Here is a 13,052-nt window from a genome sequence, read left to right as displayed (position 1 = left end):
CCGGAAGACCGCGCGTCCGGGGGCTGCCAGCCGCCGTCCGACGGCCGGGGAGTGTGGGGCGGTTCGCTCATGAACCCCAAGTGTGCCCGTTACCGGGTCCGGTGGGTCACAGGTTGCCGCGGCGCTCCTGCTCGCGCTCGATCGCCTCGAACAGCGCCTTGAAGTTGCCCTTGCCGAAGCCCAGCGAACCGTGGCGCTCGATCATCTCGAAGAACACCGTCGGGCGGTCCTGGACGGGCTTGGTGAAGATCTGCAGCAGGTAGCCGTCCTCGTCCCGGTCCACGAGGATCCGGCGCCTCTGCAGCTCCTCGATCGGGACCCGCACCTCGCCGATGCGCTCGCGCAGCTCCGGGTCCTCGTAGTAGGAGTCGGGGCTCTCCAGGAACTCGACGCCGGCGGCGCGCATCCGGTCGACGGTCGCGACGATGTCGTTGGTGGCGAGCGCGATGTGCTGGACGCCCGGCCCGCCGTAGAACTCCAGGTACTCCTCGATCTGCGACTTGCGCGTACTCCGCGCCGGCTCGTTCAGCGGGAACTTCACCTTGCGCTTCCCGTCGGCGACGACCTTGGACATCAGCGCCGAGTACTCGGTCGCGATGTCGTCGCCGACGAACTCGGCCATGTCGGTGAACCCCATGACCCGGTGGTAGAACTCCGCCCACTCGTCCATGCGCTCGACGTTGCCGACGCAGTGGTCGATCGCCTGGAAGTACCGCTTCTCCGGCGGCTCGACGATCGGGCCCGCCGGCGCGAACCCCGGCAGGTACGGGCCGGTGTAGTTCGACCGGTCGACCAGGGAGTGGCGGGTCTCACCGTAGGTGGCGATCGCCGCGACCGTCACCTTGCCGTGCTCGTCCTCCATGACGTGCGGTTCCTGCACGCCGGTCGCGCCCTTCGCGAGCGCGTGCCGGTACGCGGCCTCGACGTCCGGTACCTCGATCGCGAGGTCGACGACGCCGTCGCCGTGCTCGGCGATGTGCCGCCCGATCTCGGTACCGGCCCGGACCGGGCCGCGGAGCACGAACCGGGCGCCGCCCGATTCCAGCACGTGCACCGCCTCGTCGGGGCTGCCGTTCTCCGGGCCGCGGTAGGCGACCCTGCGCATGCCGAACGCGGTCGAGTAGTAGTGGGCGGCCTGCTTGGCGTTGCCGACGGCGAAGACGACGGCGTCCATGCCCTTGACCGGAAACTCATCCATGCCGACCAATCTCGGCGTGCGGCTACAAGCTGTGCAAGAGTGACTTGATTTACTGGTCAATCTGTACAGTGAAAAGCGAACTCCACCGGTCGCTCTGTGCAGGGTGACCACGACCGCCGGAGGGTGCCGTGGCGATCGACGAACTGGACGGCCGGCTGATCGAGCTGTTCACCGCCGAACCCCGCGTCGGCGTCCTGGAGGCGTCCCGGCGGCTCGGGGTCGCGCGCGGCACCGTCCAGGCGCGGCTCGACCGGATGGCCCGCGACGGCGTCATCGCTGGCCACGGCCCGGAGATCGACACCGCCGCCCTCGGCTACGGCGTGACGGCGTTCGTGACGCTGCAGATCAGGCAGAGCCAGGGGCGGGGGCACAGCGGGCACGATCCGGTCGCCGCACGGCTCGCGCAGGTGCCCGAGGTGATCGAGGCGCACACGATCACCGGCCCCGGCGACATGCTCTGCCGCGTCGTCGCGCGCAGCAACACCGACCTGCAGCGCGTCATCGACGTGATCGTGGACGTGGCCGGCGTGGAGCGGGCGTCCTCGGTGATCTCGCTGGCCACCCAGGTCGCCTACCGGACCCTGCCGCTGGTCCGCGCCGCGGCCGAAGGAAAGCCCGGGGGTCGCCCCCCGGGCTGATCGGATGCGGAGTGCAGCGACCCCCCCGCCCTCCAGCGCCGCGCTCCTAAGCGCGGGCGGTCACTCGGCGCCGTAGGGGGTGGCGTCGAGGATCTCGACCGTCATGCTGCGGCCGTTCGGCAGCGAGTAGGTGGCCTTGTCGCCGACCTTCTTGCCGTTGATGGCCGCGCCGAGCGGCGACTTGGGCGAGTAGACGTCGATGGGGGCGCCGACCTCCTCGCGGGACGCGAGCAGGAACGTGACCTCTTCGTCGTCGCCCTCGAAGGAGATCGTGACGGTCATGCCGGGGCCGACCACGCCCTCGGTCCGCGGCGCCTCACCGACGCGCGCGTTCTCCAGGATGCCCTGGAGCTGGAGGATGCGGCCCTCGATCTTGCCTTGCTCCTCCTTGGCCGCGTGGTAGCCGCCGTTCTCGCGCAGGTCGCCTTCCTCCCGCGCCGCCTCGATCTTCTGAGCGATCTCGATGCGGCCCGGGCCCGACAGGTGCTCCAGCTCAGCCTTGAGCCGGTCGTACGCCTCCTGGGTGAGCCAGGTGACGTTGTCAGCGCGGGTCTCGGTCACGGGTACTCCTCATCCACATGTTGCGATCGTCGCCCCGCCCGTGGCAGACGGGTGTCACATCGACATGAAGTGCGGCCGGGTGAAACCTCTAGCCTATCCGGTGTGTGCGGGTAAAGGTTCCCTGAAGTCGGCGCCTGCAACCCGCCAATCGTATTTTGGCCTTCACCCCGCGTATCGGCGGCCGGGTGGGCGTCCCGCGGGACGCTCACCAGGGGCTCAGGCCGTGCGGCAGCCGTGGATCCTGGCCCCGGTCGCCCGCCGCGGCGTCTGCAGCGTCTCCGTGCCCTTCAGGTCGGACGTTCCCACCGGCACGACGACCTCCTTCTGCGCGAGCACCTCGAAGTTCTTGTCGAAGGCGTCCACCGTGCAGCGCACCTCGTCGCCCTCGCCCTTGGCCACCGAGAAGTTGATCTCGACCGTGGTGTCGGTGATGTCGTAGGTGACCGTCTGGGAGACGATGCCCGGCGTCTGGCCCGCGTGCACGGTGATGACCCCGAAGCCGCCCGCCGCCACCGCCACGAACACGCCGATGACCACCAGCCCGAGCCGCCTCCGCCTGGTCTCCGCGGGTTCCGCTGTCTTCGGCACGCTCGTTGTCATGGCGGGGAATCTCCGTGCGGTGTGCGGACGTTGTCAGGGACAATTCTCGTCTGTCATGGCGCGTGCCTCGAACCGGGGCCGCTTCTCAGGGTCCGAAAGGGAGAACCCCAGGTGTCCGAGGTCCTCGACGAATCGACGCTCGAACGGCCGGGCGGCGGCGAGCCGCTGCGTCTCATGGCGGTGCACGCCCATCCCGACGACGAGTCCAGCAAGGGCGCGGCGACGATGGCCAGGTACGTCGCGGAAGGAGTCGAGGTCCTCGTGGTCACCTGCACGGGCGGCGAGCGCGGCGACATCCTGAACCCGGCGATGGACCGTCCCGAGGTCAAGGCCGACATCGGCAAGGTGCGCGAGGCCGAGATGGCGCGGGCCCGCGAGATCCTCGGCGTCCGGCAGAGCTGGCTCGGCTTCGTCGACTCCGGCTTCCCCGAGGGCGACCCGTTGCCGCCCCTGCCGGAGGGCTGCTTCGCGGTGGAGCCGCTGGAGAGCGCGTCCGAACCGCTGGTGCGCGCGGTCCGCGAGTTCCGCCCGCACGTGATGCTCACCTACGACGAGAAGGGCGGCTACCCCCACCCCGACCACGTGAAGTGCCACGAGGTGTCGGTGGAGGCGTTCGAGGCCGCGGGCGACCCGGAGCGCTACCCCGGCACGGGCGAGCCCTGGCAGCCGCTGAAGCTCTACTACCACCTGACCTTCAACAAGGAGCGCATCCTCGCCCTTCACACCGCGATGGAGAAGGCCGGCCTGGAGTCGCCCTACGAGGACTGGATCAAGCGCTTCGACGAGGAGAGCGAGAAGCGCGCGACGTGGGAGACGACCACCCGCGTCCCCTGCGCCGACCACTTCGAGACCAGGGACCGCGCCCTCCTCGCGCACGCCACCCAGATCGACCCCAACGGCTTCTGGTTCGTCGTCCCGCTGGACGTCCAGCGCGAGGCATGGCCGACCGAGGACTACCATTTGGCCAGGTCCCTCATCGACACCGAGCTGCCGGAGGACGACCTGTTCGCCGGCATCCGGGAAAAGGTGTGTCTGTAGTGCTTTCCCTCACCGCGGTGCAGGTCGGCGCCATCCCGCTGAACGACGACACGGTCACCCCGGGCTTCCTGGGCTTCGGGGTTTTCCTCGCCCTCGTGGCCGCCACCGTCTTCCTCATCCGCTCGATGACCAAGCAGATGAAGAAGATCCAGGCGCCGCGGGAGGCCGACCTGGCGCAGGAGGAGTGGGAGCGCGCCGAGGCGCGGAAGGCCGCCGGTTCCAAGGCGGCCGACTCCGACGAAGCCTGAACCGCCCCCTGAACCGCCCCGGCTCGGTTGGATCCGGCCGCGTCCGGGGAGGACCCTCGACGTGCGTGCGAACTTCGAGGACTCCGACCGGGACGCCGCGCTCCGCCGCGCCCTCGACCACCACCTCGCCGCCACGGCCGCAGGCGAGGGAGAGGTCGAGGCCGAGGGCCTGGCGCTCCTGGAGCGGGAACGCTGGGCGGAGGCGGCGGAGGTCCTGGAGGAGACGCTGCGCGTCGCCGAGCGCGACGGCGACCGGCACACCGTCCTGCTGGCCCGCCACAACCTTGCCCGCGCGCTGATCCGGACGGGCGACACCGGCCGCGCGATCGAGATGCTCGGCCCGCTCCCGGACGAGTTCGCCGCGCTCCCCGAGCCCGACCGGACGGGCCGCGCCCGCGCCCTCACGAGCCTCGGCGAGGCGTATCTGCGGTCGCGCCGCCCCGTCGCGGCCATCAACTTCTTCGGCCAGGCCCTGGAGATCCTCCGCAAGGAGAACGCCGTCGACCAGCAGGCCGGGATGTTCGTCCACATCGCCGACGCCGCCCGGCAGCGCGGAGACCGCGCCGCCGAGGGCGCCGCCCTGGACCGCGCCGTGGAACTCTACGAGTCGATTCCGAGCCCGAAGGCCGCCGGGGTGGCCGAGCGCCGCGCCGCCCTCACCTCCTGACGGCCCGCCTCACCCGCTGACGGGGTCACGCCTTGCGGTGGTCCCAGCTGACGACCCGGTCGGGTTCCATGACGATGAGGACGCGCTTGGCGATCGCCTGCTCGATGCCCTCGGCGACGACCGGGTCGATCGGTTCGCCCAGCTTCGGGACGGGCAGCCCCGCCATGCGGGAGCCGACGACCATGCCCACCTTGCTCCGGGGCTCGGGGTCCTCGATGACGAGGCCGCGGCCGTAGAGGGCCACACCGCGCAGCTCGTTGTACTCGACGCCGTCCTCGACCAGGCACGTCATGGTGGGGTTGCGGCGCAGGTTCAGCACCTTCTGCGACGCCTTGTACGTCGTGAAGGCGATCTTTCCTTCGAACAGCGCGTAGAACATCGTCACCAGGTGCGGCTCGCCGTCCTTGCCGACCGTGGCGACCTGCACCTTGTAGTTGTCGGCGAGATAGGACGCGACTTCGTCGGGCGCCATCTTGATCTTCTCGCGCTTGCTGCTCCCGGCCACCGGGGGCCTCCCTTACGCTGCTCGCCTGCGAACGCGGACAGAATAACCAAGCGCTTGCATGCCCCCGCGCCCGGCACCATGGGGGCATGTCGGTTCGCGATCTCATCGTCCTCGGCTCCGCCAGCGCGGTGCCCACCCGGGTCCGGAACCACAACGGCTACCTGCTGCGCTGGGACGGCCACGGCCTGCTGTTCGACCCCGGCGAGGGGACGCAGCGGCAGATGGCGCACGCCGGGGTCTCGGCGAACGACGTCACCTGGATCTGCGTGACCCACTTCCACGGCGACCACTGCCTCGGCGTGCCCGGCGTCGTCCAGCGCATCGCCCGCGACGGCGTCGAGCACCCGGTGGACGCGGCGTTCCCGGCGAGCGGCCGGACCTACTGGGACCGGCTGCGGAACGCGGCCGCCTTCCGGGACACGGACGTGGTCCGCGAGCGCCCCGTCTCGGGGGAGCGGATGCCGCTCGACACCGGCGGCGCCCCGTTCACCCTCGTCGCTCGGCGGCTGTCCCACCCGGTCGAGGCGTACGGCTACCGGCTGGAGGAGCCCGACGGCCGTACGATGCTGCCCGCCGAACTGGCCACGCGGGGCGTGCGGGGCCCGCTGGTCAGGCGGCTCCAGGAGGACGGTCAGGTCACCGCCCCGGACGGCCGGACGGTCACGCTCGAGGAGTGCAGCGTCCCCCGCCCCGGCCAGAAGGTCGCCTTCGTCATGGACACCCGGCTCTGCGACGGCGTCCGGGAACTGGCCGACGGGGTGGACATGCTCGTCATCGAGTCCACGTTCCTGCACGAGGACGCCGCCCTCGCCACCGAGTACGGCCACCTCACCTCGACCCAGGCGGCCACCGTCGCGGCGGAGGCCGGTGTCCGGCGCCTGGTCCTGACGCACTTCTCCGAGCGGTACCGCGCCGAGGACGAACACCGCTTCGCGGACGAGGTCTCAGCCGTCTTCGAGGGCGAGATCACTCTCGTTCACGATCTCGATCGGATTCCCATGCCGCCGCGCCGCCTAACCGACCGGCAACGTGGGCAGGACACACCACATGGCTGACGAAGTCGATGTCGTGGTGATCGGACTCGGCCCAGGGGGAGAGGAGGCGGCGGGGAAGCTCGCCGAGGCGGGCCTGTCCGTCGTCGGCGTGGAGTCGCGGCTGGTGGGCGGCGAATGCCCGTACTACGCCTGCGTCCCCACCAAGATGATGGTGCGCGCCGCCGGGCTCCTCGCCGAGGGCGGCCGCGTCCCGGGGATGGCGGGCGACTCGACCGTCCGCCCGGACTGGGCGCCGGTGGCGGCCCGGATCCGCGACGAGGCGACCGACTCGTGGGACGACAAGGTCGCCGCCGACCGCCTCACCGGCAAGGGCGCGGAGCTGGTCCGGGGCGAGGGGCGCATCACCGGCCCCGGCGAGGTCACGGTGAACGGCCGCGTGTTCCGCGCCCGCCGCGGCATCGTCCTCAACACCGGCACCGCCCCCACGGCCCCGCCGATCGACGGCCTCGACGGCACCCCGTACTGGACGAACCGCGAGGCCGTCCAGGCCACCCGGGCGCCCGAGTCGCTCATCGTCCTCGGCGGAGGCGTCGTCGGCGCCGAGCTGGCGCAGGTGTTCTCCCGCTTCGACGGCCGCGTCACCGTGGTCGAGGCCGCCGACCGCCTGCTGCTCAACGAGGAACCCGAATCCGGCGAACTCCTCCGCGACGTCTTCGAACGCGAAGGCATCGGCGTCCGCACCGGAGTGGACGTCACCGCGGTCACCTACGAGAACGACGAGTTCGGCATGAACCTCGGCGACGAGACCCTCGCCGCCGAGCGTCTCCTGATCGCGACCGGCCGCCGTCCCAACCTCAGGGGCCTCGGCCTGGAGAACGTGGGCCTGGACGAGAACGCCCGCCAGATCGCCGTCGACGGCCACATGCGCGCCGCCGACGGCGTATGGGCGATCGGCGACATCACCGGCATGGGCCAGTTCACGCACGTCTCCATGTACCAGGCGGCCATCGCCGTCCGCGACATCCTCGGCGAGGAGGGCTCGCCCGCCTCCTACCGGGCTGTCCCGCGGGTCACCTTCACCGACCCCGAGATCGCGTCAGTCGGCCTGACCGAGGCCCAGGCCCGCGACCAGAACCTTCCCGTCCGCACGGGCATCGCCAAGCTTCCCGAGTCACCGCGGGGCTGGATCCACAAGGTCGGCAACGACGGCTTCATCAAGCTCATCGAGAACACCGAGTGGGGCACCCTGGTCGGCGCCACCGCCGTGGGCCCGTCCGGCGGCGAGATCCTCGGCGCCCTCGCGGTGGCCGTCCACACCGAGGCCCCGACCACCGCCCTCCGCGAGATGATCTACGCCTATCCCACCTTCCACCGCGCCCTCGAAACCGCCCTGGCGGACCTTATTTGAGGGCGCGGGCGGCGTCGGCGCCGTAGTGGCGGCGGCCGCCGAAGGTGATCAGCGTCCCGGCCAGCAGCGGGAGCAGCAGCACGGTGAAGGCGCCGCGCAGCAGAGCAGCGCGATGACGACGCCCGGGACGGCGACCAGGAAGAACATCGCCCGCCGGCCGAACGCCTGGGCCAGCGCGCCGCCCAGCATGATGCCCAGCGGGAGTCCGGAGAAGTAGGCGAAGCGTTCCAGCCCGAACGCGCGGGCGCGTCCGGAGCCGGGATAGTAGTCGGCGATCAGGCTGGAGCCGGACGGGTTGTAGAGCAGCCCGGCGCTGCCGAGGAAGACCCGGACGGCGAACAGCGTCGCGTACGACTGCACCAGCCCGCTGCCGACCGTCAGCAGCGACCAGACCAGCACCACGGCGGCGATCGTCCAGGTCCGCCGGGTCCCCAATTGAGCACGCCCGCCCCCACGATGGCAATGCCCGGGAGCCGCCTGAGGCGGGACATCCCGGGAGAAGGAGTGACGTGGCGACCTGATCGGGCAGGATCGGTGGCATGAACCGGCTCAAGGACGCGACAAGCCCGTACCTGTTGCAGCACGCCGAGAATCCGGTCGACTGGTGGGAGTGGAGCGAGGAGGCGTTCGCCGAGGCGCGTCGGCGAGATGTTCCGGTACTCCTTTCTGTCGGATATGCCGCTTGCCATTGGTGCCACGTGATGGCGCATCAGTCGTTCGAGGACGGCGAGATCGCGCGGGTCATGAACGAGTTGTTCGTGAACATCAAGGTGGACCGGGAGGAACGGCCGGACATCGACGCCGTGTACATGGAGGCGACCCAGGCCATGACCGGCCAGGGCGGGTGGCCGATGACGGTGTTCATGACGCCGGAGGGGCATCCGTTCTACTGCGGGACGTACTTCCCGCCGGCGCAGTTCCGGGCGTTGCTGCAGGCCGTCGACAAGGCGTGGGCGGAGCGGCGTGACGAGGTGGTCGGGCAGGGGCAGCAGGTCGTCGAGGCGCTGACGTCGCGGGGGTCCGGGCTCGCGGGGACGCGGGCACCCGGCGAGGAGATGCTCGCGCACGCGGTGAAGGTGCTCGCCGGGTCCTACGACGCGGCGCGCGGCGGGTTCGGGGGTGCGCCGAAGTTCCCGCCGTCGATGGCGCTGGAGTTCCTGCTGCGCCACCACGCGCGGACGGGTGGCGAGGAGTCGCTCGCGATGGCCGGGCACACCCTGGAGGCGATGGCCCGGGGCGGCCTGTACGACCAGCTCGGCGGCGGGTTCGCCCGGTACTCGGTCGACGCGGGGTGGGGCGTCCCGCACTTCGAGAAGATGCTCTACGACAACGCGCTGCTGGCGCGGGTTTACGCGCACTGGTGGCGGGCGACCGGGACGCCGTTCGCGCGGCGGGTGGCGCTGGAGACCTGCGACTGGATGCTGCGCGACCTCCGGACGGACGAGGGCGGTCTCGCGTCCGCCCTGGACGCCGACAGCGAGGGCGTCGAGGGCAAGTACTACGCGTGGACGCCGGGGCAGTTGCGCGAGGTTCTCGGTGAGGAGGACGGGGCGTTCGCCGAGGGCCTGTTCGAGGTGACCGGGACGTTCGAGCACGGCACGTCGGTACTGCAACTCCTCCGTGACCCCGAGGACGTCGACCGGTACGAGCGTGTGCGGACGGCCTTGCTGTCGGCCCGCGCGCACAGGGTCCCGCCTGCGCGGGACGACAAGGTGGTCGCGGCCTGGAACGGGCTCGCGATCGCCGCACTGGCCGAATGCGGCGCGCTGTTCGGCCGGCCGGACCTCGTCCGGGCGGCCGAGGAGGTGGCGCGTCTGCTGGTCGACGTGCACGTGCGGGACGGGCGGCTCACGCGGACGTCCAAGGACGGGGCGGCCGGCGCGAACGCCGGTGTCCTGGAGGACTACGCCGACGTGGCCGAGGGCCTGCTGGCCCTGCACGGCGTCACCGGGGATCCGCGTCATATGCGGCTGGCCGGTGAGCTGCTCGACACCGTCCTCGAACGGTTCGGGGACGGGGACGGCGGCTTCTACGACACCGCCGACGACGCGGAGCGGCTCTTCCGGCGCCCGCAGGACCCGACCGACAACGCGACGCCCTCGGGGCAGTTCGCGGCGGCCGGGGCGCTGACCTCGTTCGCCGCCCTCACCGCGTCGGACCGGCACCGGCAGGCCGCCGAGGCCGCGCTCGCCCCGGCGGCGGCGCTCGCCGGCAAGCACGCGCGGTTCGCGGGCTGGGGGCTGGCCGTGGCGGAGGCGCACGCGACGGGTCCGGTGGAGATCGCGGTGATCGGTGATCCGGACGACGAGCGCACCGGGGCGCTGCACCGGACGGCGCTGATGTCGGTCGCGCCGGGGGCGGTGGTGAGCGTCGGCCCGCCGGACGCGGAGGGCGTTCCGCTGCTGGAGGGGCGCGGGCTCGTGGACGAGGTGCCGGCGGCCTACGTCTGCCGGGGCTTCGTGTGCCGGCGGCCCGTGACGTCCACGGCCGATCTGACCCGCGAACTGCGCGGGCAATTGGACTGACCGTCCACTTTTGTGGCACTGTGACCTTGATCTCGTCAACGCTTGGTGTTACCACTGGGTAGCAGGGCCCGGGCTGACTCAATGGGGCGCGGCGGACGAGGGTGCGGGGCGATCGGCCGGGTATCTGGACGGTGGCCCGCCGTCTGAGCCATAGTCGTGTCTCAGCGGGTCAGGATCGGGTCAGGGGCGACCTTTCGAGGAGTGTGGCTGTGGCGAAGCCGAACCGCCGGGTACTGCCGACGATCATCGGTGTTTCGGTCGTCACGACCCTTGCCGCCAACGTCACCGTTCTCGTCGTCCGCGGCGGCGACGAACCGGTCGGCACGCCCGCCGCCGCCGAGCAGCGGGCCCGCTACGTGGCCGCCTCCGGCGCCATGAGCGTGTCGCCGACGGCGGTCGCGCCCCTCGGCAAGCGGCTGGAGCCGCACGTGATGGTCGCCGCGCCGTCCACGCTGCCCGCCGACGTGGTCCAGAAGGTCCGCGGCGCCAAGGGCGTGAAGGGCGTCGAGGTCGTGGACGCCGTGCAGGGCGTGGTCGCCGGCAAGCAGGTCGGGCTGATGGGTGTCAACCCCTCCACGTTCCGCAACTACACGCCGAAGCCCACCGCCAAGTCGGACTCGCTGTGGCGCAACGTGGCGTCCGGCGACGTGGCGATCTCGTTCACGATGGGCAGCGACGGCGGCGTCGAGCTCGGCAGTCAGGTCCCCGTCGGCGGCAAGCGGCGGCAGTCGCCGATGCGCGTCGGCGCGTACGCCACGATGGGCATCGGCGACGTCGACGCGGTCATCTCGCACTCCACCGCGAAGGCGCTCGGCATGCCCACCGGGAACGCGATGCTGATCAGCGTCCCGAAGGCCGAGCCGAAGGCGTTCATCAAGAAGCTCCGCAAGGTCCTGCCCAAGAGCGCCAAGGCGGTCGCGGTCAACCCGGAGATCGACTTCCCGGAGACGGGCGAGGTGCCCGAGGCGAACGCGAACGGGCAGGTCATGACCGCCCAGCAGGTGCGGACCGTGATCAAGGCCGCCTACACGCGGCTCGGCTGGCCGTACGTGTGGGGCGGCGAGTCCGAGGCCGAGGGCGGCTACGACTGCTCCGGCCTCATGCAGTACGCCTTCGCCAAGGCCGGGATCCGCCTCCCGCGCGTCGCCGCCGACCAGGCGCGGACCGGCTGGGTCATCCCCTACGGCAAGGCCGAGCCGGGCGACATGCTGATCTGGGCCAACGACCCGACCGCACCCGGCTACATCTCGCACATCGCCCTCTACCTGGGCGAGGGCAAGATGATCGCCGCTCCGCGCAGGGGGACCGTGGTGCAGGTCCAGAACGTCTACACCCGCAACATGCGCGGTGCCGTCCGCGTCAGCCCGAGGCATGTCTCTTCCATGAACCGCTGAAGCTCCAGCGGGAAGCCGGGCCCCTGAGGGCCCGGCTTCTTCGTGTCGGGCGCCGAACCGCGGGCCGCTCTGGCGCGGTGGGGTTTTAGGTTGTAATTTCGATTACATGAATACGAGTGAAGCGGCCGAGGAGCTGCGCGGCTGGTTCTCCGGGCGGCTCCCCGAGGCCTGGTTCGAAGGGCCGCCCGAGGTCGTCCTCGACCGCGAGGAGGTCAGCGTCGTCGGCCGCCTCCCCGAACCGGCCACCGCCGAGGTGTCCGACGCGGAGCGCGCCGGCGTGATCGCCGGGCACGTCCAGCGGTTCCGCGAGGACACCCGCGAGCGCCGCGTCGCCATCGCCCGCGAGGCCGAGCAGCGCTTCGGCTACAAGGTCTCCTGGGGCGTCCAGTGCGGCGACGAGCGGGAGATGTTCACCACGCTCTCGGTGCCAGTCATGACGCGCCTCCGGCAGCACGAGCGCCGCGTCCTGGACACCCTCGTCGACGCCGGGGTCGCCCGCAGCCGCAGCGACGCGCTCGCCTGGTGCGTGCGGCTCGTCGGTAAGAACACCGACGAGTGGCTCTCCGAGCTGCGCACCGCGCTCGAGTACGTCGAGCGCGCCCGCGCCGCCGGCCCGCGCGCCTGACCGCGCCCCCCGCCACGGCGGGACGACCGCCCCGGGGCATTACCGGATCTCGATGATCACTGGGTGTGATCATGGGGATGACCTGGCCTAATGTGCCTTGGAAGCGGACGGTGCGAGGAAGGGGGTGGTCCGGTGGCGAGCGGGTTGCGCTGCCTGGACGGCTCCGACCTCGCGGTGGTCCCGATCGCCTCGCTCGACCGCGGCGGCACCCCGTTCGAGATCACGCTGGAGCTGTGGCGCGACGGCGACTCCTTCGGCGCGGTGGGGGAGCGGTGCGGGTACTTCCTGGCCGGCCTCGCCGCCCGGGTGGACGCGGCCAGGGCGGACGGATCGCCTCAGGCCGTCCGCTGGCCCGACCCCGACGACCGCTTCCCCGACCCGTCACCGGGCGACCCGTCCCGCGAGCCGGAGCTCTTCGCGTTCCGGTACCGCGACCGCGGCGACGTGCTGAGCACCGGCGAGCTGCGCTGCGCGCTGCGCACGTCCTCGGTCTGGGTGGGCCGGCAGCAGTCCGCGGCGGGCCGGTGGCGGGTCGCGCGGCGGGCCGTCGTGGAGGCGTGGGGCGCGGGCGGACGGGGGGTCCGCGCCGTGCTCACGTCCGCCGACCTGGCCCGGTTTCTCGCCGATGTGCTCGCGGAGGCGACCCATGC

15 protein-coding genes are annotated in these 13,052 nt (G+C 71.6%); 10 read left to right on the top strand and 5 right to left on the bottom strand.

The window, feature by feature from the left end; translation table 11 throughout:
- Positions 1 to 106: 106 nt before the first annotated feature.
- Complete coding sequence (gene hppD / locus E1281_RS29415; protein WP_131882969.1) at positions 107 to 1,198, bottom strand: 4-hydroxyphenylpyruvate dioxygenase; 1,092 nt, start codon at positions 1,196 to 1,198, stop codon at positions 107 to 109.
- Positions 1,199 to 1,326: 128 nt separating this feature from the next.
- On the opposite strand from hppD, the gene E1281_RS29410 reads away from it, so the two are divergent.
- On the top strand, positions 1,327 to 1,836 hold the full coding sequence (locus E1281_RS29410; protein ID WP_131882968.1) for an Lrp/AsnC family transcriptional regulator: 510 nt from the start codon (positions 1,327 to 1,329) through the stop codon (positions 1,834 to 1,836).
- 60 nt (positions 1,837 to 1,896) lie between these two features.
- Here the strand turns inward: E1281_RS29410 and greA are convergent, their stop codons facing one another.
- Positions 1,897 to 2,397 carry a transcription elongation factor GreA gene (gene greA / locus E1281_RS29405; protein ID WP_131882967.1) on the bottom strand — a complete coding sequence of 167 codons (501 nt, stop codon included), beginning with the start codon at positions 2,395 to 2,397 and terminating at the stop codon, positions 1,897 to 1,899.
- A 216-nt stretch (positions 2,398 to 2,613) separates the two neighbouring features.
- A complete protein-coding gene (locus E1281_RS29400) occupies positions 2,614 to 2,985 on the bottom strand; it encodes a DUF4307 domain-containing protein (RefSeq protein ID WP_243717533.1) in 372 nt (123 codons plus the stop codon).
- Between the two features lie 186 nt (positions 2,986 to 3,171).
- Between E1281_RS29400 and mca the strand changes: the two genes are divergently transcribed.
- From mca to E1281_RS29385, 3 genes are all read left to right on the top strand, one after another.
- Entirely contained in the window at positions 3,172 to 4,035 is an 864-nt protein-coding gene (gene mca, locus E1281_RS29395; protein WP_131882972.1) for a mycothiol conjugate amidase Mca, read from the top strand.
- Entirely contained in the window at positions 4,035 to 4,283 is a 249-nt protein-coding gene (locus tag E1281_RS29390) for a hypothetical protein (RefSeq protein WP_131882965.1), read from the top strand. Before mca ends, E1281_RS29390 begins: the two co-directional genes overlap by 1 nt.
- Positions 4,284 to 4,344: 61 nt before the next feature.
- Complete coding sequence (locus tag E1281_RS29385; RefSeq protein ID WP_131882964.1) at positions 4,345 to 4,950, top strand: tetratricopeptide repeat protein; 606 nt, start codon at positions 4,345 to 4,347, stop codon at positions 4,948 to 4,950.
- A 25-nt stretch (positions 4,951 to 4,975) separates the two neighbouring features.
- Here the strand turns inward: E1281_RS29385 and E1281_RS29380 are convergent, their stop codons facing one another.
- Positions 4,976 to 5,455 carry a pyridoxamine 5'-phosphate oxidase family protein gene (locus tag E1281_RS29380; RefSeq protein ID WP_243717532.1) on the bottom strand — a complete coding sequence of 160 codons (480 nt, stop codon included), beginning with the start codon at positions 5,453 to 5,455 and terminating at the stop codon, positions 4,976 to 4,978.
- Positions 5,456 to 5,541: 86 nt separating this feature from the next.
- Here E1281_RS29380 and E1281_RS29375 point away from each other — a divergent pair, with 86 nt between their 5' ends.
- Together E1281_RS29375 and E1281_RS29370 are read left to right on the top strand one after the other, a co-directional pair.
- On the top strand, positions 5,542 to 6,510 hold the full coding sequence (locus E1281_RS29375; RefSeq protein WP_131882963.1) for a ribonuclease Z: 969 nt from the start codon (positions 5,542 to 5,544) through the stop codon (positions 6,508 to 6,510).
- Positions 6,503 to 7,858 (top strand): NAD(P)/FAD-dependent oxidoreductase, encoded by a 1,356-nt coding sequence (locus E1281_RS29370; protein WP_131882962.1) that lies wholly within the window; start codon positions 6,503 to 6,505, stop codon positions 7,856 to 7,858. The genes E1281_RS29375 and E1281_RS29370 overlap by 8 nt, the downstream gene beginning before the upstream one ends.
- Before the next feature lie 48 nt (positions 7,859 to 7,906).
- Here the strand turns inward: E1281_RS29370 and E1281_RS29365 are convergent, their stop codons facing one another.
- Positions 7,907 to 8,293, bottom strand: coding sequence for an MFS transporter (locus tag E1281_RS29365; RefSeq protein WP_165959163.1), 387 nt, complete (start codon positions 8,291 to 8,293; stop codon positions 7,907 to 7,909).
- A 104-nt stretch (positions 8,294 to 8,397) separates the two neighbouring features.
- Here E1281_RS29365 and E1281_RS29360 point away from each other — a divergent pair, with 104 nt between their 5' ends.
- The 4 genes from E1281_RS29360 to E1281_RS29345 all read left to right on the top strand — a co-directional run.
- Positions 8,398 to 10,383, top strand: a complete 1,986-nt coding sequence (locus E1281_RS29360) for a thioredoxin domain-containing protein (protein ID WP_131882960.1) — start codon at positions 8,398 to 8,400, stop codon at positions 10,381 to 10,383.
- Between the two features lie 209 nt (positions 10,384 to 10,592).
- Positions 10,593 to 11,777 (top strand): C40 family peptidase, encoded by a 1,185-nt coding sequence (locus E1281_RS29355; protein ID WP_131882959.1) that lies wholly within the window; start codon positions 10,593 to 10,595, stop codon positions 11,775 to 11,777.
- A 106-nt stretch (positions 11,778 to 11,883) separates the two neighbouring features.
- The gene (locus tag E1281_RS29350; RefSeq protein WP_131882958.1) at positions 11,884 to 12,402 is read left to right on the top strand and encodes a hypothetical protein; all 519 of its coding nucleotides are present in this window, start codon (positions 11,884 to 11,886) and stop codon (positions 12,400 to 12,402) included.
- A 132-nt stretch (positions 12,403 to 12,534) separates the two neighbouring features.
- Positions 12,535 to 13,052, top strand: a 518-nt coding sequence (locus E1281_RS29345; protein ID WP_243717531.1) for a hypothetical protein, incomplete at its 3' end; no start/stop codon positions are given.

The organism is Actinomadura sp. KC345, from assembly GCF_004348515.1.
Lineage (GTDB): Bacteria > Actinomycetota > Actinomycetes > Streptosporangiales > Streptosporangiaceae > Spirillospora.
This window is presented reverse-complemented; position numbering and strand designations above follow the sequence as displayed.

What these genes read in the sequence shown, in the direction of transcription:
- hppD (WP_131882969.1), bottom strand. Translation starts at nt 1,198, where the DNA reads ATGGATGAGTTTCCGGTCAAGGGCATGGACGCCGTCGTCTTCGCCGTC.
- E1281_RS29375 (WP_131882963.1), top strand. Translation starts at nt 5,542, where the DNA reads ATGTCGGTTCGCGATCTCATCGTCCTCGGCTCCGCCAGCGCGGTGCCC.
- mca (WP_131882972.1), top strand. Translation starts at nt 3,172, where the DNA reads ATGGCGGTGCACGCCCATCCCGACGACGAGTCCAGCAAGGGCGCGGCG.
- E1281_RS29360 (WP_131882960.1), top strand. Translation starts at nt 8,398, where the DNA reads ATGAACCGGCTCAAGGACGCGACAAGCCCGTACCTGTTGCAGCACGCC.
- E1281_RS29350 (WP_131882958.1), top strand. Translation starts at nt 11,884, where the DNA reads ATGAATACGAGTGAAGCGGCCGAGGAGCTGCGCGGCTGGTTCTCCGGG.
- E1281_RS29370 (WP_131882962.1), top strand. Translation starts at nt 6,503, where the DNA reads ATGGCTGACGAAGTCGATGTCGTGGTGATCGGACTCGGCCCAGGGGGA.